Genomic DNA, 20,212 nt, shown 5'->3' with positions numbered 1-20,212 from the left:
TAGACCAGCCCCTCTCAGCTATACAAAAATCAAAGCCACAGCGCACCCTTATCCGCACTTAAGACCCTGTCCCGATATGATTCCATTACGCCGCTTACCTTTTTCTCTTTTCTCTTGAAATTCATCCGCCTGGAGTCGAGCACATCAGACGGGACAAGCAGACTGATCCGCTTCGACTCTAAATCTATCTCAATAAGGTCTCCGTCTTCAATCAACGCGATCGGGCCGCCTTCCCACGCCTCTGGGGTGATATAACCTACGCACGGCCCCCGTGTCGCACCGGAAAAACGTCCGTCTGTTATCATCGCCACGGATTTCTCAAGTCCCATTCCGATCAGCATCGCCGCCGGGATTGAAAGTTCCCTCATACCGGGACCGCCCTTGGGCCCCTCATACCGCACTACCAGTACGGAACCAGGTTCGATTGAGCTCTCCAGCATATACTTCCTGACGTCTTCCTCAGAGTCAAAAACTACCGCAGGCCCCTTGTGGTAGTACATCGAAGGGTCCACGCCTGTCTTTTTCACGACGGCGCCGTTAGGAGCTAGATTTCCATAAAGTATGGAAAAACAGCCGTTTTCATAAAACTTGCTATCAGGCAGGCGTATCACCTCTGAATTTTCAGCAAAAAAGCCGTCCAGAGAATCACGCACCGTACCTCCCATAACCAGCGGCCGCGTATCGTCTATATGCTGACGGATAATCTCAAGTACCTTCCTGACTCCGCCTGCGCTGTAATAATCCGACAAATTATATTGAGAGGACGGTTTTAGTTTCGTCACCACCGGAACAGAAGACTGGCAGACATCAAAATCATGCAGATTCATCTCTACGTCAAGCGCTTTTGCCAAAGCCATGATATGCAGTACCGCGTTTGTTGACCCGCCGGTGGCTGAAACGTATTTAATTCCGTTTTCAATGGACTCTTTATTGACATACGACTTAAACGTTTTCTTTTCTCTAACCAGATCTACAATTCTTTCACCAACATCTTTTGCCTGGCGCATCTTTTGAGCTGAACAGGCAAGCATGGCCGACGAATCAAAGGGAGCTACTCCAACGACCTCCAAAAAAGTTCCCATCGTATTCGCGGTGCCGTACATCGAACAGGTACCACACGACACGCAAATACCGCTGCGGCGGCGTTCAAATGTCTCTTCGTCAATTTTCCCGCTGTTCCGCTCCCCTATCATCTCTTTTATGTCGCTTGTAACATATGTCCGCCCCTTCTCCACAAAAGGCAGCATCGCGCCTCCGGTCAAGAATATTGTCGGCAAATCGATCCTCGCCGCGGCCAGCAGCATACCGGGAACGATTTTGTCACAAGAACAGAGCATCACTATACCGTCAAAACCATGGGCCTTTACCATCGCTTCGATAGAAGAGGCGATCAGATCCCGCTGGGGGAGGATGTAGTGCTGGCCATCTCCCTGAGCGATCCCATCGCACGGAGCAGGTACATTGAACTCTCCAGGATTGCCGCCGGCACACAAAATTCCCTCTCTCACGTAACGGGCAAGTTCGCCAAGAGGTTTATGCCCGGGATTTACATCACTCCAAGAATTGACAATCGCAATTTGCGGCTTCTCTATATCCTTCATGCGATTTCCTAACGCGCTCATCAAACCTATATAGTATGTCTCCGTTATATCTTCGGCATGGCCTCTCTTATTAGGCATCAAAACAGCCCCTCTTCTCTTTAAACTTCCCTGTCCCGGAATTCTGCTCCGAGGAATTCCTCATAGACCTTGATCATCGCGCCCTTACCCTCATTGCCCAGACCTTTACATAATGACATTTGATATATCGCCGTCGCGGCTGAAAGAATGGGCATCGGAACTCTCAGCTGCGCTGAAATTTCACTGGCGGAGACTAAATCCTTGTACGCATTGTCCATTGCGTAGCCCTCATTAAAAACTCCCGAGAGTATCCTCGGAGCAAAAAACTCCGCCGCCCAGGAGCGTCCGGTACCGCTGGTAACGACCTCGACCGTTTTCTGCGGATCAAGTCCAAGCTTTGCGGCCAAAGCCAAAACCTCCGACAGCGCCGCCGTGTTAATATCAAATAGCAGCTGGTTGATAAGTTTCGCCATCTGTCCTGAGCCTAAACCGCCAAAGTTGATAACCTTATTACTTATCATGTTGAAATAGGGAACTATCTTATCAAAAACACTCTGTTCGCCGCCAAACATTAACGTCAGCTCTCCAGACGCAGCTCTGCTCTCCATACCGGAAACAGGAGCGTCGGCAAATTTGAAGCCCAAAGAGCCTAGGCGGCTCCCAAATTCAAGGGTCTTCATATACGCCGTGGTGCCAAGGTCGACGATAATATTTCTCTTCGCGCCGTCGCCTATCACGCCGCCCTCTCCAAAAAGAACTTTTTCAACTACCCCTGCGCTGGGCAGACTCAAGAAGACGACATCCGCCAATTTTCCAATTTCGGCAGGTGACGACGCGGTCGGAATGCCAAGATTTGATAATTCTGTTAAGATCTCTCTGTTAGCGTCAAAAACCCTTATGTCAGTATCATGTTTGAACATATTCACGGCCATATGCCTACCCATTTTGCCCAGACCGATAAAACCTATTTTCATCGTTTCTCCCACCTTTTTCTGAGATTAAGATTAGTTTAGGTTTTATATATCACAAAATCAAACAAGTAGTATTTTGTTTTTTCACAAATATTTATTTGTGGAACGCAAAATTTATATTATAATCTAAACATACCTATTGGTATCTCAATCGATATTATTCATAGTGGGAGGTGTTTTTATTGAACAGCAGCGAAAAAATCTTTATGCTCGTCGTAGAAGAAATGAGCTTTACCAAAGCGGCAAAAAAAACTTTTCTAACCCAACAGTGTATAAGCGAACACATAAAAAAATTGGAACGGGAATACGGCGTATCGTTTTTTGAACGCCGCCCTAAATTAGTACTGACACCAGCCGGTAAATCCATGTACCAAGCTATGCTGCAAATCCAAAATATGAAAAACAGCCTTGAACTGAACCTAAAAGAAATTGCGCGAGGGGCGATGGGAGAGATCAAAATAGGTTCCAACGCTTCACGGGCTCGCGTAATTATGCCCATATTATTTAAAAAGTATCACGAAAAATACCCCCGCGTCACAATTTCGGTATTCTCCGACGACACCTCTGTGATGACTGAGATGCTCATAAACGGTAAATTAGATATTGTTATCGGCGTGGATGTCGCAAGCAATCCACTTTTTAAAATCACCCCTCTTGCGGACGATCCGGTCTATGTTATTGTTTCCAATAACCTATTAAAGCAATCGTTCAGAGAGAGATACGCAGAATATAAAAAAATCTTTCCTTACGGAGTCAATTTATCCCTATTTGAAAAAATACCATTTGTACGCAACTACCCCACAAGCACAATCAACAGTCTGATCGACAGGCATATAAACCGCTATAACATAAACTTGCAGACCGTATTTTCAATCAGCGACTACGGGACACAGCTGCAGTTGTGCGCCTCCCATCAGGTGGCGGCTTTCATCCCCGCCTTAATATGCCGGACTGTATTAAAATTTAATGATAGAGCGGGAGAGGACGACCATATAAATATATTCCCTATTAAGAATCTTAATGAATCACTGAGAATCGATTGCATAACCCTGAAAAACAGCTATATGCCTCAATATATCCAGGATTTTATCTATTCCATTGAAAGCGAGATCAAATCCGAGACCGAATGGCTGAAACAAAATATATAAACTGTGCGTGTGACTCCGCAATCATGACGAATCACGGAGCCACACATTTCCCAGATAATTATTGGCAGGCCAAATATGTCAGCCCGTTGTATATCAGCAGAAAATTCAGGCTGTCCTTCCTGGGGCCATAACCGATATTACCCATTTCAGGATGCGGGGAGAACAGCAGCAGCTTGTGGCCGTGGGATTCCGCCTCGGCAAAAGCCGTCTTCCCATGGAGAAGGCTGGCGAATATCTCAGGCGTAAGCGGATTGTACCATCCGCGCACCGCGTCTTCCGCCATTTTATTGTCATACATATCCCAATATGGCTTTATCGGATCGCGTCCGCTGGCAAGGAGGCTCTCAAAACGCGCAAGTGATTTAACGTTGCCGCCCTTTATCGTTATAGAGGGTCCCTCCCAGTAGACCAGGTTCATCGTGCTTGAAACACCCAGCGCGATCCCCGCAAAGAGGTGATGCTTATTATCTTCGATACGGCAGCGTACAAAACCGCTTCCGCTTCTCCAGTAATCCAGGTCCTCCGTTTCAGTCGCCGCCACAATGTTGAGCCAATAACGGTTCTCCGTATTGTAAGATGTGAGCGGCAGATATGCGCCGCCGCATACCCCAAGGTAGTGTCCTCTGTCGGCGATAAATGAACGAATCGCGTCGTACCCCCTATCACCCAACCCTGCGTAATAACATTCACCAGCGTCAGGACTGCCGGGAACTATCATGACGTCAAAATCATTCAGTTTCCCGCCCCGAATATCGGCATCGCCGACAAAATCGTAATTAAACCCTCCCCATTCCAGCACCTCAAGCAGCGGCGCGGAGAAATCTTCGCCTGCTCCGCGGCCGTTATACACCGCGGCTTTAAGTTTCTTAATTATCCGGCCCTTAGATGGTACCATCTCCACCTCTTCATAAATGATACCCTTTTCATCAAAGACAGACCGTGCCGCATAACTGTCGTCCACTGAAAAGCCACACTGGTAACAGTGTCCTTCCGGCCAGGCCGGCGTACTTTCAAACCTGACTCCGTTTACATGCCATTGCGGAGCCAATCCCTTCTTCAGTAGTTCATTGACGGTGCTGAAATTATTCGCAATGCTCTTTTGATACGATTCCAAACCGATGCGGTCGGTAGGCATAAAAAGTTTTGTCATACGCCGTTATCCCTGCCTCTTATTTTTATTTAATCTATCAAGATACGCGTCATACTGGGCAACCGTCTCCGCGTCAGCCCCACCTCCGATTTTAGTACCAATGATAAGGGCGAGCGAGCTCGCGATAAAGCCCGGTATGAGCTCGAATATATAGGCGGAGAGCCCGCTGTAATACCAGAATATTACCGTAACGAGGCCCACTATGATACTTGATATAGCGCCGGTCTTATTAACGTTGCGGCTGTATAGACAGAAAAGCACCAACGGGCCGAACGATGATCCCAATCCAGCCGCTGCCAGCAGAGCGACTGCAAAGACAAGATCAGATTTAAGCGACATTAAAAAGGCAAGAAGCGAGATCACTACCACCGCGGCCCGCTGCAGATTGACTATCTTAGAGTCGTCGATCTCTGCGGCGTAATGCTTTACTATATTGGCCCCGAAAGCTGCTGCGGCGACGATGACATAGGCGCTCACCGAGGATAATATAGCCGCCATTACCGCGGCCGCGAACAGACCAAGCATGTAGGAAGGAAAGTAATTTTTCCCCATGGCAAAGAATATCTGTTCCGGGTCGCCGATAGACGGGAAAAGATAGGCGCCAATCATCCCCACAAGCACCGCGCCGAAGGTAGAGATACTTACCCACGTAGTGGCGATAAAGGTCGAATCCTTTATCTCACTGCTGTTTTTAATGGACATAAAGCAGGTCAGCACATGCACCATACCGAAGTAACAGAGGCCAACCCCAAGACCTCCAAGCGCGATAGACAGAGCCGGGAAAAATTCAGTCTCGCCGTTTAAAAACTGAAAGAATGCCGGATTCTGTCTCCAAAGACTCTCCACGACCGGCTGATATCCGCCGATTTCAACGAGAACGGCAAGCGGCACAAATAGCAGCGCGATAAACATAATGCTGCCCTGAAAAAGGTTGCTCCAGCTAACCGCCATGTATCCGCCAAGAAAGGTATAAAGGACAACAATGACGAGTCCGATAACGATACCGGTACTGTAGTCAAGGCCAAAGGTCGCGTTAAGCAGCTTGCCGCTTCCGATTATCTCAGCCGAGGCGTTGATTATCATAAAAACGATGATCGCTATCCCCGACACAAGTGCGACAGAACCGCTTTTGTCATTTACGCGCTTCTCAAAATATTCCGTGATCGAATAGACATTATAGACCTCCGTAGCGATGCGCAGACGGTTCGCAACATACATCCAGTTGATCATCGTGCCAAATATCAGTCCGATCATTATCCATATTGAAGAAAAACCACCGGCAAAGGCGGCGCCGGGAAGCCCCATCAGCAGCCATCCGCTCATGTCGGAAGACTCGGCGGATATCGCCGCCACCCACTTGTTGTTCGAACGTCCTGCAAGCGTATAATCCGAATAGGATTTTGCCCGCAGATATGTGATCACGCCTATTGCGATAAGGACTACGATATAAAGAACAAATGTGATAATACTCGCTAACATATTCTCACTACCTCCTAGAAATTGGCCCTCTTATAGAATAGGTAAGATATGACGATACTGCTCCATATCGGTAAAAAGAATACAAACCACTTCCACGCAGGAATCATTTTTCCCCCTCCTTTAATATTTTTTGAATATTACCGCCATATAAAACATATATTGTTTTATATATTTCAATAATAGACATTAAGTTCAGTCAACAACAAGCCATTATTTTTATTAAATATGCCTGCTATTTCAACAGCTTAAGATAAATGTCAAAATTTATTTTTCCAAAAGCCTTTTTCTATAGTACACTATAGAAAACAAAAGAGGTGGATGATATGAGGATCGGAGCTTTTAGCGAACAGTTCAGCCTGTCCCCAGAAACAATACGCTACTACGTCAATAAGGGGCTGCTGTGCCCTATGATAAAAAATGACCGGTATGACTTCAAAGAAAATGACATTGACGATATGCAGCTGCTATTACGGCTCAAATCCTTCAAATTTTCCATTGTGGAAATACATCGGCTGCTTTCGCTTCGCAGGCTCAGTGGTTTCGACAGCCCCAACGAGCTAAGTGACTATATAAATATTCTCGTTGATCATAAAAAGAAACTTCAGCGCGAAAAACGGGAACTACAGGGAATAATCAGTTTGCTGCAGGACGAAATCGGCAGTTCATCAGGCAAACATTCCTTTAACGCAAAAAGAAAAAACGGCGTGCCGCTGCAATTTCTCCAATATCTCGCCTGCCCTTCTTGCAAAGAGAATCTGAGCCTGAGTAACTGCAGCATTGAAAAAGACCAGATATTATCCGGTACGCTAAACTGTGAATGCGGTTTCAGCGCGGTGATAAAGAATGGGATATTGATCGGCCCCTCTGGCGAAATAAGCAAATATGACTGGCCGGATATTGAACGCAATTGCTACCGTCTTATGAACCCCACGCTGGTTTCATACATGCAGAAAGCCTACCATTGGCTGCTGGACAGGCTTGGACAATGCGATATGGACGGTAAGGTGATACTGGAGGATTTTGTGAACAACTACTGCTTCTGCCATGCAAATTTTGAAGAGATGCCATCCAAAGCGCTTTATATCATCAGTGACAAATATCCGGAAATTGTCGCGATTTATAAGGGGCTCATTGATAAGCTGGGACTGGAACAAAAGGTTCTTTATATCGCGGCGGCAAGCGATATGCTGCCGTTGAAGGACGGATGCGTGGACATGTATATTGATTTCGATTCGGCAAATGAGTATGCCCTTTATCATAAGGGCTACTCCACAGAGGCTCTTGCGCGATATTTTCACAGCGAAAGCCGCGCGATAGGAAGTTTTTTCTCCTTTAAGCCGAACAGCTCTGCGGAAAAGGAGCTGCACCGGCAGTTCCCCGAATCATGGGAGCACAGTTACGACATCTCCTATTTCAAAAGATACCTGAGGTCGGCGTGGGCCAATATCATTGACGAAGAATCCATCGGCAATGTTACGGACAGCAACACAGACGAAAAGGCTTCGCTCTATCACATTCCAGGAGAGGTTGGAATGGACGTATATTTCGCAGAGGGTTTTAGAAAAAAAGAACAAAAAACTTTATAGAGACAATTTCATATATCATCTGTCATTTGAAAAGCAGCCGCAGTATGGCAATGAAGGCAGTCGCCATATACTTGAGGCCAATATGCTCACTCTGATTCAACGGCACAGGAAGCAAAAAATGCACCGAAGAATTTTCAGGACGTTGGTATGCAAAACACCCCGGCCATAAGCCCCTCTTGGCGTTTAGACTGGCAGTGCATTACCGTATTTTCGGCTATCCGCTGAAAATAAGATTTTTCTCACAGACTCGTATTTTTAATATCGTATTAGAAACCTTTAATCTTCTTTTCCATTTTTCGTCAGCGCATATGTCCCGGCTCCTGTGCGAAGTTTTCGTAATAGCCGTTTTTCCTGGAGATATCAACGCCGGCTTTTTTTAAAAGCGGTATCCATTTCTCCACCGTCACTTCGTCAAAGCGGCTGGAGGGCAGGGTTATATTCAAACTTGCCACGACTTGGCCGAGGTGGTTAAAAATCGGTACGCCTATACCCGCCGTATCGTCGCGGCGCTCCTTATAACTCACCCAATATCCGTCTTTTCGGGTTTTATCCAGGATTTCTTCGATTTTTTTTCTGTCCGTCACGGTGTATTCCGTCAATTTAGGAAAGCCCGCCGACGATTCCAGCATATCAAGCTCTTTTTTTGTCATACCCGCCATCAAGATATTACCGGAAGCGCCTCCGTGTAAGTAGTTCGTCTCCCCTATCTTTGCCGAATATCTGATCGACAGGTCGCTCTCGACTTTGGCGATGCAGATTTTCTTAAATCCCTTTCTGATAAAAAGGGAAATCGTTTCGTTAGTTTCATCCTTTAGTTTTTCCATGAACGGTCTCGCCAAAGCGACTATGTCTATGGACGAGATGGCGGCGTTTCCCAAATATATCATGCTGGGGCCAAGGGAATAGAGTTTGGATTTCGGGTCCATATCCAGCAGGCCGCAAACGATCAGAGTCGACAAAAACCGGTACAGCGTAGCGGAAGGCAGATCAAGGCGTTCGCTTATCTCCGCGAAATTCAGGCTGTTTTTTTCTCCAAATAATTCCAGTATTTTATAAGCCTTGAATACGGACATAATGACGGACTTTTTATTTCTCAATTCTTCGTTGTGTATGATATCATCTTTATCTTTCAAGAATTATCAGCCCTTCCGTACAAAATATAGTTTTGCCGACATTTTTAAATTATAATGGCATTCCGCCGCTGCTTTCAATTAGCAATTTTTTAAAGATGTCAACACAAAAACCCTTTTGCCAATATAACTCCGTGATTACATATAAACAAAGGAAAATCCTGCCTGGATAAGGGCATCTTACCGTTAAATGACATAAATGATATCTAATTTGTACTCTTCAACAGCCTCATAAACGCGCTTAATTCCGCCAATTTTTCAAAGTTTTGCACATTGCCGCATATTTTTCTTATATTCTCTTCTGAGAGCGATACCTGCGCCATGTTTTTAAATTTGTCGCATAAATCCATATACCCTACCGGAAGTTCGGGGGCACCCTTAAGATTATATATTGTCTTTTCAAATGCAGTGCCGTTCTTTAGCTCTATACGTATTTTCGCTCCCCGTTTTTTAGGAAATTCAGAGGCTACTTCTTTATCGACATATACATGTATGAGGGAGCTTAATTGTGCCCGCCTGCCATCATTAATATTCTCCTCTTTCAAATCGACTATACCAAAGGTACCGTTAATCAGCGCGCTTGCCACACAATAGGGCGTGCTGAATCTCGCCTGCTGTATATCACATGGGGCTCCCGCGGCGCCGGTCAGGTTAAATGCCACCGGATGGGTCCCGATATCGATCCTCTTGACCTCTTCAGCCATTATATTATGCTCGGAGCACAAAGCCACGGTACCTTCGATCGGCGCATGGGTATGCCTGCAGGTAGGGTAAAGTTTTACATATGTATCTTTTATTTCATAATTCTCTCCAAGGCCTTCAAGCATTTTTGCTGCGTCAACATTGTTGTCGGACATCGCTTTAAATAGCCCGCTCATGCCGCTAAAAGAGGCCTCCGGCGCTGAAAATCCGTTCTTTGCCATAATCGCGGAGTAGATTCCGGCAAAGGCGGCGTGCCCGACCATCGCCCCCTTAGAAGACTGCCCCGAATGGGTTATCTCCATAAGGCCGGAAGCAAACAGTGCCGATAATGACAACGCTTTTGCGGCCTGACACGCATTCAGCCGTAAAAGCGAAGCGGAGACGGCCGCGGCGCCCATCGTCCCGCAAACTGCGGACGGGTGAAAGCCGTTTTCTATCAATAGCGGAGACATGCTTCTTGCAAAACGGTACGCGACATCGTAACCGATAACGACCCCCAGAATGACATGCCGGCCGTCTATATTTAATTTCTCCGCCAAAGAAAGCGCCGTCGGAATGACGACCGCCCCCGCGTGGGCACCCGCGTTCCTGTGCCCGTCGTCTAATTCCATGGAATGGGCATAGGCGCAGTTTATGGCCGCCGCCGCCGGAAAAGAGGCGGTCTCCTTTCTCCCCATAATGGTTGAATACCCGCTGTCTCCCATATTTCTTGAAGTATCTATTATCCCGTTGCGATACTCCCAAAGAGATGCGCCTGCCATCGCCGCCGACAAGATGTCTATGATCCTTTCTTTAGCGCATTGGACGATGTCACCCGGCAGATCTTCATATTTTGTCCCAGCGGCAAACTGAGCTAAGGTCTTCGCTATTACTTCCATTTAGACCATCCTTTATTCACGCTCATAATAAAATATCTGTTATGGCTGCGTTTATTTCAATTTTTCCGCCGTCGCCTTCGCTTCGAAATGATTCAGACGCTCAAACATATCGCAGCCAAGATCCCAGCGTTCCTGCCTGACTGCTTCACCGCGATTCAATGCGTTCATCGCCTCTTTAATTTTTTCCGGAGCAGCCGGTAAAGTGTAAATCCTTACGCCTGTCGCATCATATATCGCATTGAGCACCGCTACATGTCCGCATGATTGATACGATTCAGAACATCCGGTGGAATTTTGAGGTCCGTATTCCCGCGGCGTTTCGTTGAAGACTACCTCCGCATCGTCAGGGATATCGTTTATTGACGGAATACCGGCCCCTGCCATCGTTCCGTGTCTCTTCATATCTTCATAATTTTCCGTAAGAGCGAAACCGACACAATGCGACATCCCGCCGAGGGCCTGTCCCGTTACCGCCAGCCTGTTGCCCACGATACCTATATCTGAGACGATTCGATAGCGCAAAACTTTCGCTTTGCCGGTTTTCACATCCACCTCTACTTCGGCCAGATTCAGAATAAAATTCTGTCCGACACTGTCAAAACCATGTCCGGTATTTTTATCTATATGTCCGACGTCAGAGGGCGATTCATATTTTCCAAAGTATTTTGTCGGGATTCCCTCCCGTATCATTTCGGAATAACTGCGAAACGAGCCGTCCGGCTTACGCATCGCGTCAAGCAGTTTGTCGGCGGCAATTTTTGTAGCCCAGCCGGCCATATGATGAGAACGGCTTGAGGAGGCCGACCCCGTGTTCGGGCATGTTCCCGTATCGTTCTGCACAAGATGTATCTGCTCAGGACGCAGGTTGAGTTCCCGAAGACAGCGATAGGTGTGGGCAAGCGTACCGATGTCAGCCCCCTGTCCCATCTCCTCCCAAGTGTTGTAGTGCGAAACGCTCCCATCCTCGTTCAGTTCTAGGGCGACCTCCGCGCTGTCGTGCGACTTGCCGACGTGATAGCCGCCAAAACTTACGCCAACTCCGTATTTTTTATCGGCCGTGTTTTTGCGTTTTGCCTCTTCTTTCCACTGCTTATAATATGGGCGCATCAGGTCCAGCATCTCCCTCATGGGATAATTCCTATATGACATGGAATTTGGGGAAAGGTCTCCTTCACGCGCCGCGTTGATGTACCTGAATTCAAACGGGTCTATTCCAGCTTCGGCCGCCAGCATGTCGATTAGGCTTTCACTCGCCATATACGCCTGGGGAGAGCCAAAAGCACGAAAGGCGATACCGAAATTGCCGTTGCTGAAACACATCTGGGAAAGCCCTCTGATATTTGGGACATTATACGGATACCCGAGAAAGCGGATAGTCTTCGTAGTGAGCGTGGTAGAGGCGTCGCTGTACGCTCCGTGATCGATGCCCATATGGAATTCCAGGGCTGTAATCTTTCCGTCTTTATCACAGGCAAGACGCGCGTTAGTGTATGACGCGGAACGTTTGCCGGTGTAATGCTGATGTTCCGGATATGACAATGTGAGCGATACCGGCTTGTCAGTCGCCATCGCACAGACGGCAACCAGAGCTGGCATTTGTGCCGACATCGAATAACCGAAGCTGCCGCCGACGGTATTCTGTACCAGCCTGATTTTTCCCTTCGAAAGGCCGATAGAATCCGCCAGGGCCGCTATATTGCCGTACAGATTCTGGCTTTTGCAGTGGATCATCATCACTCCGTCCTCGCCCCAGTATGCCTGGGCGGTGTCCGGTTCTATTGGCAGATGCGGCTGACGGGTGGTCGAGAAGCTGCCTTCTGCAGAATATTCGGATGTTTTGAATATTTCTCTTGTGTCGCCGCCCTTAAACAGCGGCTGTTCTATATAAACGTTAGGCGACTGTTCGTGTACCCGGATGGCGTCCTTTGCCGCCGCCTCCATAAAGGTCAGATAGGCGGGCAGTTCTTCATAAATAACTTTTACCTTTTCCGCCGCCATGCGCGCCTGTTTCCTTGTATGAGCGGCGACCACCGCGACAACGTCACCGTAACGGAATATTTTTTTATCGCATATGATGGGATGATCCAGACCGTCGCTGTAGTAATGCGGACTTCCGAGAGGGGGTATTATACGCAGAATATTTGAGCCTTTAACATCGGCCGCGGTTATTACCTTTACGACTCCGGGCATATTTTCAGCTTCGTTATATTCTATGCCGAGGATATTCGCGTGGTGTACTTTCGCCTGTACGACGGCTAAATGCAGCGCTTCGTCAGACATTTGGGCGGCGAAATCTTCGCCGTAATCACATACGCCAAGGACCTTAGCCAGAGACCCGGGACGGGGGTGGCTGGTACCGTAGATATCGGCCCCCTCTTCGTAATGATAGGTAATGTCCTCCATTGACGCTTCCCCGCGCATCACGGCCGCGGCTGCCATCACCGAATCGACGATTGGTTTGTAACCAGTGCAGCGGCAGATATTACGGTGCTTATTGAACCATTCGCGCACCTCCTGGCGTGTCGGGTTTGGATTGGCCTGCAGCAGAGCCTTAGCCGACATCAAAAAACCGGGAGTGCAGAATCCGCACTGTACCGCGCCATATGTGATAAATGCCTGCTGGAGCGGATGCAAAGCCTTCGCGGTCCCCATCCCTTCCAGCGTCTCAATGGCCGAATGTTCTTTTATATCCTTAGCTTTTTTTATACAGGAACGGACGACATCGCCGTCGACCAGCACCGAACACGATCCGCACTGTCCAGCATTACAGCCTATTTTTACACTCCGAAGCCCCAGCCTGCGTAAAAGGTCGGCCAACGTATCTCCTTCCTCAAACGTGACAAACTTGAGAGTTCCGTTGATCACAAAATTTCTTTTTATCATGGTGACAAACATCTCCTTCCGTGTTGATAAAAAAGGCCTGAAATAACCAAATTTTCATTTGGGACAGGATACATTTAAGCGTGGCTGTTTTTATCGTATAATTTCATCAAGCATGACCATCAGCATTAATTTTAGAGTGAAATTTATTCCTCTCTGACATATACGAAGCCATCCATCAGCCTTCTTGCCGTCCGGCCGATCATGGCACAGCTGACATCGATACCGTCCGGGGAATGATCAAGCTCCGCCTCAACCTCCATAATCCCAAACGGGTGCCCGATCCGCAGTTTCTTACATCCGTCGCCGCCGCCAGCCACAATCTTATTCACAAGAGTATTCTCAATGTTGGCGGCCACCATCGTGCATACCGCGCCCGTTCCCATATAGGCCTGTATCATACGCCCCATAGAGAAGAGCCTTCCGATAATATCGATATCCTCTTTTTTTATCTCTTTCCCATCAGGGGTAACGTAATCTACAGGTTTGGTATATATGCCGATCTTAGGCAGCGTTTGACTATTTTTTGCAGCGTCACCGATATCTTTCGCGAGTCCGATCGTAACTGCCGCCGTACCGCGTATTGTCTCAAGCAGACGTGTTATGTCTTTGCAGTCGGCTCTGGCCTCAAATTCATAAGGCGATTCCGTCCCCTTCAGGCCAAACTGAGAGGCATGAACAAAAACGACCGGATTTGCCGCATCAACGAAGGAATATTCGTATGTTTTGCCGTCAATTTCAATGGTATCCAGCGGTCTGCCGCTTGGCAGTACCACTCCAGACACCGCACCCTGGGGGTGGTTGAACTCCAGCTGTATCTTTGCTCCGGTGCCGGGAACCCCGTCGATAGCGAAGTCCCCCTCAGTAAGCGCCCGTCCGTTTTTTACCGGTACGCGCGCGTTTATGATCTTTTTTGTGTTCACGTTGTATATCCTAACCCTGGTAATCGGCTCAACAGCTTCAACAAGTCCTTCATCAACGGCAAAGGGGCCCACCGCGGAAGAAATATTGCCGCAGTTCATCGTCTTCCCCACTACGGGATGATCGACGCTCACCTGACCAAAAAAGTAGTCGACGTCAGCGTCGTCTCTTTCGCTCTTTTTGATTATGGCAACCTTGCTGGTGGATGTGGTCGCACCGCCAAGGCCGTCAATCTGACGAATATCGGGGCTTCCGAAAGCGCTCAAAATGACACTGTCCCTCAGCGCCTCATCCCGCGGCAGGTCTTTATCATGGAAGAAAAGCGCACGGCTGGTTCCGCCTCTCATAATTACGCATGGTATCCTTGAATTTTGTTTTATCATTTGCAGCAGTCCTCCAAAATCATCATATAATCTTTGAACGTCATCTTTACCGGGTTTCTGTAGTGATAGAATTTCTGATATTGTGTGTAGCTGTCTTGAGCTATCTTTTCAAAATCTTCCACTGAGGGCTTGAAATCTGACATTTTTACAGTGATGCCGACGTCACTGATAAGTTTCTTCAATCCATTGACAACAATTTCTCCGACATCGGCAAGAGGTACGCCGCGCACGTCCAAATCCATGGCCTCCGCAATACGGCGATATTTCTCCATCTGCGCCGGAAAATTAAATTTGGCCACAGACGGCATTACAAGCGCGATAGACAGGCCGTGGTTGATATGTAACTGGGGCCCCACATGTCTTCCAATGCAGTGCATATTGCCGCACCCGGTGTTATTGAAGGCAAGTCCACCCATAGCGCTGCCCACTATAAGGTCAAGCGCGGCCTGCCGGTTGCTGCTGTTGCCGTAAACTGCCCGCAGATTGCGGCTTATCAGCCTGACCCCGGAGAGGGAAAGCGCCTCCGTAATCGGATTCGCATTCAGCGCTATGTAAGATTCAAAGCTATGGCTCAGCGCATCGATGCCGCAGCAGGCGATCTGTCCGCGCGGGCAGCTTTCGATGCTGTTTCCATCAAGGAAAGTGACCTTTGCCGCCCCCAATATGCGGTGTCCTACGGTGAATTTAACGTTCTTTTCTTCGTCGTGCACCACCGCCATATTCGTTACTTCAGCGGAGGTTCCCGCCGTCGTCGGTATTGTAAAAAGCGTCATCGGCGGTATCGAGTATTTCTCGTATCCGGCCCAATCAGGCCCCTTACCTCCGTTTGTAGCGAGGACGCCGGCCAGTTTGCAGATGTCGATAACGCTGCCGCCGCCAACCGCGATCATTAAATTACAGGCATTTTTCAGCAGTATCCCGCAGACCGTGTCGACATTGCGCAGCGGAGCCTCTTCCTCCGCCTCATTCCATACGAGATAGGGGCATCCGCTCTTTTTAATATAGTCGATGCAGTTCGCATAAAACTCCGTTTTGCTGACATTTGGGTCGGAAACGATCAGAATTTTTTCGCCGCCGCAGGCTTTTATCTCCTCGGGAAGCTGTTCTATACAGTTCGTTCCCACAACCATTCTTGTATGGGTCTCATAGCAGGTGTTTTTCTGGTGATAAAACATATGAAATATCTCCTTTACTCACAAGCCTGTCTTCTGCATCACATAAGCACGCTTGGGAGCCATGTGACCATCGGCGCTGTGGCGCAGACGATAAACAAACCTACGAGCATGACGTAGAAAAAAGGCATTATGTTTTTAATAACATCAGGGATCTCAACCTCGAATATACGCCCGGCTATATATAACGACGCCGCCATCGGAGGGGTGATCATCCCTATCGCCAGATTGGCTACCGTCATGGCGCCAAAGAATACGGGGTCTATGCCGAACTTCAAGGCTATCGGGTGAAGGATCGGGGCCAGCATAACGATGGCTGATGATCCGTTTTCGATCATACCCGCAAAGATATAGATAATATTTACCACAAGCAGGAACTGCCAGGGCGCGCTGAGATTCTGCACCGCCATCGCGGCAAGACGTTCGGGAATCTGTTCTCTGGTAAGGACGAAGCTGAGACATGATACGTTGCCGATTATAATTATTATCGTCGCCGCCGCAACGCCGCTGGTAAGCAATATCCTGGGCAGATCCCTGACCTTAATGCTCTTGTTCCATAACATCCCCACCAGCAATGCGTAAAATACGGCGGCACCGCCGGCTTCCGTAGGGGTAAATACCCCGGAATATATACCTCCCAGTATGATCACCGGGGTGACCAGGGCCGGAATCGAAACGACAAGATTTTTAGCGAGAGCCTCAAGGGAGAAGGGAATAACCGTTCCATAATTGTATTTCTTACATATATAGAACTCATATACCATCAGGCAAAGACCGAATATAACGCCCGGCCATACGCCGGCTAAAAGAAGTTCTCCGACAGAGGTATTAGTTGTAACTCCATAGACGACCATTGTGATACTCGGCGGTATCAGCGAACCGAGGGGACCAGCAGCGGCGACCGAGCAGGCGCTGAATACCGGGGGATAACCGTCCTCTTTCATCCCCTTAGCCATTACTGAAGAGATGGCGGAGGTCGTCGCAGGACCGGAACCGGAGACGGCGCCGAAGAACATACAGGCGAGCGTCGCGATGATCGCCATAGATCCCCGCATCGAGCCGGCCAGCGACTTCGCAAGATTTACCAGCGCCTGAGAAATTTTTCCCTCATACATAAGATCCCCGGCTAATATGAAGAGCGGTATCGCTATCAGCTCGAAAGAATTTATGCCGTTGAATGTCCGCTGCGCAAGAACTATCAGGTAACGCAGATTGTCTGTATAGAAGAAATAGGAGACGGCTGTAAGCCCCAATGAAAAAGCTATCGGCAGGCCGACAAGCAAAAACACGACCAGACAGAGAACGAGAAATGCACCTATACTCATCTATAATCACCTCAATATTTCTTGGAAAGATTTTTTATTGTCACGGACGTGTTTTTTAGCTCAAAGAGAAACATCGACAAAAAACCAACGGGAAGGATTATATAGACATATAAAATGGGCATTCTCACCGTGAGACACGAAGTGCCGATACTGTTCAGGCAAAAGAACACAGTCTGCTTAAAGATGACGGCGAAAAAAAACAGCGCCAAAATTTGAGCGAACAGCTTTACAGCGTTTTTCAGCAGAGGCCTGCGCTCAAGAAGATATGGCATTATATCGACCGCCAGATGCTGCCTGTCATGCGTCGCCTTAGCACTTGCCACCATCGTGAGCCAGACAAAATTGTACCGGCAAAACTCTTCGCTCCACGGTGCCGGAAGATGGAGCGCAAATCTATTGATTATTTGGAACCCGATCAGCAGGCACATACTGCCCATTAGAACCCACGTCAGAAAATTTATTACCTTATACCACTTTTCAAGGATACACCAAGCCATATACGTCAGCTCCTCTTGTGTTATTGTGTTGACGTTTAACAAAACTACTCGGCTGTAAGATCAGAGTCCGATCTGAATTGACTGTAATATGATAAGGCGGTGTCTGCATATAACATCATGCAGACACCATAACACTGATGTTATCACTGCTTTTGTATTCTATTGAAGATCTCCATAACAGCGGAAAACTGCGGGTCCTTATATACCGGGGCGCAGACATCTTTCCATTTTTCGAGCTCAGCCTTATTGAGTTCTATCACCTTGCCGCCGCCTTTGACGAAGCCATCATACGATGTTTGGGTATCTTTCACGTGATAGGCTCTCTCCGCCTTTGTCGCGCCAAGCGCCGCGCGCTCGATTATATCCTGCTGTTCCGGGGTAAGCGACTTCCATAGCTGCATGCTCATTATGAAAGGCTGTGTGTTGAAGTTCATGTTGATTTTCGTAAAATACTTGCCCACTTCAAACATTTTAGAGGCATAAATATTATTTATCGTCTGAGTTTGAGCGTCTACCGTCCCCAACTGCAGCGCTGAATAGACCTCGCCGAACGACATCGGCGTCGTGACTGTGCCAAGCGCTTTGCTCAGAGCCGCATAGCTGGGACCTTCCTGGATTCTAAGTTTTTTCCCCTTGATATCTTCGGGCGTGCGTATCGGCATTCTTGAATGTACCTCGGCAAGACCGTTCCTCCAAAACGCCAACACCTTTATCCCCTTAGACTCCACAGAGGCTTTTAATTCGTCGCCGATCGGCCCGTCAAGAACTTTGTCTGAATGATCCCAATCCCTGAAACAATACGGCATTGTCAAAACGCCGAACTTCGGCGAATAGGCCTCGAGGATGATCGAAAACACGGACGCGAAATCCATTGTGCCCATCGAGCAGCTCTCCGCCAACGCGGATGCCTTTCCCATCGTTCCGTTGGAAAAGATTGTAACTTCCATTTCGCCCTTGGAATATTCTTTGACTAATTTGGCAAATTCCACCGCGCCGATGTGATAAGGATGTATTTCCGGCTGTTCGTGCGCCAGCTGAAGCTTCATCACCGCCTCGGCCTGGTTCGCGGTGATTCCCCAAAATGCTATGCACAAAGCGCAGCAAAACATAAAAACACTTTTTTTCATTTTTACCCTCCTAAACATCTACGTGCTCTCATTAAAAATACTGACGACGCTCCCCCATCCTGCAAGATAAAAATAATACTCTAACGTTCTCTTTCCTCTAATCACCACCTTATTTTCTCACTATACGGAATAAATTTCGTATTTTGATAATAAAAATACTAGCATCAATACACGAGGCTGTCAACGTAGCACAACGCACATTAGTAATTCATTTTCGAATATTCTTATATATGGAAGATAACTTCAGAAGGTCTTATCTATTTTTGTATAATATAGAAAAGGCTATTCTGTAATATTACAAAAGTAATAATTCAGAATAGCCTAAAGAAGTTTAATTATTGAACCTATCGGCAAAACAGCCTATGAAAGATTAGAATGATTTAATATTTTTATCATAAGAAAACTACGGAACAGCAGCACCGCCTTCATCTCATACCGAGCCGCCCGCAAACCTAGCTCCGTCCCTTAAACTCCGGCCGCCTCTTTTCAAAGAAGGCTCTTACACCCTCTTTGCAGTCTTCGCCGATTATCAGGGCGGCCTGGATGTCTTCTTCGGCGCGAAGGATATCTTCCAGCTCTTTACCGCCGTTCAGCAGTTTTTTGGTCTGCGCGAGCGCCAGCGGCGGCTGTTTCGCGAGGCGCACGGCGAGGGCGGCGGTATCTTCGCGCAGCTCTCCCTCTTCGGCAAGCGCCGTCAGCAGCCCCAGCGCCTGCGCCTCCTCCGCGGAGAGCGTCTCCGGCAGCATCATCAGCATTTTCGCGGTCTGTGGGCTCACAAGGCGCGGCAGCAGCAGATTGCCGCCGCAGTCGGATATGAGTCCGATGGAGGAGAAGGCCTGGGTAAACTTCGCCCTCTTTGAGGCGCAGACAAAGTCACAGGCAAGCGCGATATTAAAACCGGCTCCGGCCGCCGCGCCGCCGACCATCGCAATAAAGGGTTTCCGGGAGCGCATGACCGCCGCCGTTATCTCCCCCGCGGCGTGTACGTATTCGCGCGCCGCCTCATAATCTGACAGCTCTAATATCGTGCGCAGGTCGCCGCCGGCGCAGAAGGCCTTTCCCTCGCCGCTGAGCACAACGACGCGGATGTCGTTGTCATCCTCGCAATCCGCAAACGCCGCCTTGAGCGCGGCGCACAGCCCCACGGTGAGGGAATTGAGCGACTCCGGCCTGTTCATCGTCACCCAGGCGACAGGTCCCTCTTTCTTTATGATAACTGTATTATCTTTCATTGTTTCGTACCT

The 20,212-nt window shown here is 48.2% G+C and carries 15 protein-coding genes; 2 read left to right on the top strand and 13 right to left on the bottom strand.

Annotated elements, in window-relative coordinates; genetic code table 11:
* Positions 1-29: 29 nt before the first annotated feature.
* Together ilvD and BED41_RS03010 are read right to left on the bottom strand one after the other, a co-directional pair.
* Complete coding sequence (gene ilvD, locus BED41_RS03015; protein ID WP_066742943.1) at positions 30-1,679, bottom strand: dihydroxy-acid dehydratase; 1,650 nt, start codon at positions 1,677-1,679, stop codon at positions 30-32.
* A 20-nt stretch (positions 1,680-1,699) separates the two neighbouring features.
* Positions 1,700-2,593 (bottom strand): NAD(P)-dependent oxidoreductase, encoded by an 894-nt coding sequence (locus BED41_RS03010; protein ID WP_066742941.1) that lies wholly within the window; start codon positions 2,591-2,593, stop codon positions 1,700-1,702.
* 179 nt (positions 2,594-2,772) lie between these two features.
* On the opposite strand from BED41_RS03010, the gene BED41_RS03005 reads away from it, so the two are divergent.
* A complete protein-coding gene (locus BED41_RS03005) occupies positions 2,773-3,738 on the top strand; it encodes a LysR family transcriptional regulator (protein ID WP_084002218.1) in 966 nt (321 codons plus the stop codon).
* A gap of 58 nt (positions 3,739-3,796) precedes the next feature.
* Here the strand turns inward: BED41_RS03005 and BED41_RS03000 are convergent, their stop codons facing one another.
* Together BED41_RS03000 and BED41_RS02995 are read right to left on the bottom strand one after the other, a co-directional pair.
* On the bottom strand, positions 3,797-4,888 hold the full coding sequence (locus tag BED41_RS03000) for a hypothetical protein (protein ID WP_066742939.1): 1,092 nt from the start codon (positions 4,886-4,888) through the stop codon (positions 3,797-3,799).
* A gap of 6 nt (positions 4,889-4,894) precedes the next feature.
* On the bottom strand, positions 4,895-6,367 hold the full coding sequence (locus BED41_RS02995; RefSeq protein ID WP_066742937.1) for a sodium/proline symporter: 1,473 nt from the start codon (positions 6,365-6,367) through the stop codon (positions 4,895-4,897).
* 323 nt (positions 6,368-6,690) lie between these two features.
* On the opposite strand from BED41_RS02995, the gene BED41_RS02990 reads away from it, so the two are divergent.
* Positions 6,691-7,953: a MerR family transcriptional regulator gene (locus tag BED41_RS02990; RefSeq protein WP_066742935.1), complete on the top strand. Its 1,263-nt coding sequence runs from the start codon at positions 6,691-6,693 to the stop codon at positions 7,951-7,953.
* Positions 7,954-8,252: 299 nt separating this feature from the next.
* On the opposite strand, the gene BED41_RS02985 is transcribed toward BED41_RS02990, so the two are convergent.
* From BED41_RS02985 to BED41_RS02945, 9 genes are all read right to left on the bottom strand, one after another.
* Positions 8,253-9,086, bottom strand: a complete 834-nt coding sequence (locus BED41_RS02985; protein WP_008710326.1) for an IclR family transcriptional regulator — start codon at positions 9,084-9,086, stop codon at positions 8,253-8,255.
* Positions 9,087-9,289: 203 nt separating this feature from the next.
* Positions 9,290-10,663, bottom strand: a complete 1,374-nt coding sequence (locus tag BED41_RS02980) for an MmgE/PrpD family protein (RefSeq protein WP_066742926.1) — start codon at positions 10,661-10,663, stop codon at positions 9,290-9,292.
* Between the two features lie 51 nt (positions 10,664-10,714).
* Positions 10,715-13,546, bottom strand: a complete 2,832-nt coding sequence (locus BED41_RS02975; RefSeq protein ID WP_157102243.1) for a molybdopterin-dependent oxidoreductase — start codon at positions 13,544-13,546, stop codon at positions 10,715-10,717.
* A gap of 143 nt (positions 13,547-13,689) precedes the next feature.
* Positions 13,690-14,847, bottom strand: coding sequence for a 2-methylaconitate cis-trans isomerase PrpF family protein (locus tag BED41_RS02970; RefSeq protein ID WP_066742922.1), 1,158 nt, complete (start codon positions 14,845-14,847; stop codon positions 13,690-13,692).
* Positions 14,844-16,022, bottom strand: coding sequence for an iron-containing alcohol dehydrogenase (locus tag BED41_RS02965; protein ID WP_066742920.1), 1,179 nt, complete (start codon positions 16,020-16,022; stop codon positions 14,844-14,846). The genes BED41_RS02970 and BED41_RS02965 overlap by 4 nt, the downstream gene beginning before the upstream one ends.
* Before the next feature lie 38 nt (positions 16,023-16,060).
* Positions 16,061-17,344 (bottom strand): TRAP transporter large permease, encoded by a 1,284-nt coding sequence (locus BED41_RS02960; RefSeq protein ID WP_066742918.1) that lies wholly within the window; start codon positions 17,342-17,344, stop codon positions 16,061-16,063.
* Positions 17,345-17,355: 11 nt separating this feature from the next.
* A complete protein-coding gene (locus BED41_RS02955) occupies positions 17,356-17,841 on the bottom strand; it encodes a TRAP transporter small permease (RefSeq protein ID WP_066742915.1) in 486 nt (161 codons plus the stop codon).
* A 143-nt stretch (positions 17,842-17,984) separates the two neighbouring features.
* On the bottom strand, positions 17,985-18,968 hold the full coding sequence (locus BED41_RS02950; RefSeq protein WP_066742912.1) for a TRAP transporter substrate-binding protein: 984 nt from the start codon (positions 18,966-18,968) through the stop codon (positions 17,985-17,987).
* A gap of 452 nt (positions 18,969-19,420) precedes the next feature.
* Positions 19,421-20,200, bottom strand: coding sequence for an enoyl-CoA hydratase/isomerase family protein (locus tag BED41_RS02945; RefSeq protein WP_066742910.1), 780 nt, complete (start codon positions 20,198-20,200; stop codon positions 19,421-19,423).
* Positions 20,201-20,212 lie beyond the last annotated feature (12 nt).

The organism is Cloacibacillus porcorum (genome assembly GCF_001701045.1).
Classification (GTDB): domain Bacteria; phylum Synergistota; class Synergistia; order Synergistales; family Synergistaceae; genus Cloacibacillus; species Cloacibacillus porcorum.
Note: the sequence above shows the minus strand (reverse complement) of the source record. Positions and strands in the feature narration are given on the sequence as shown.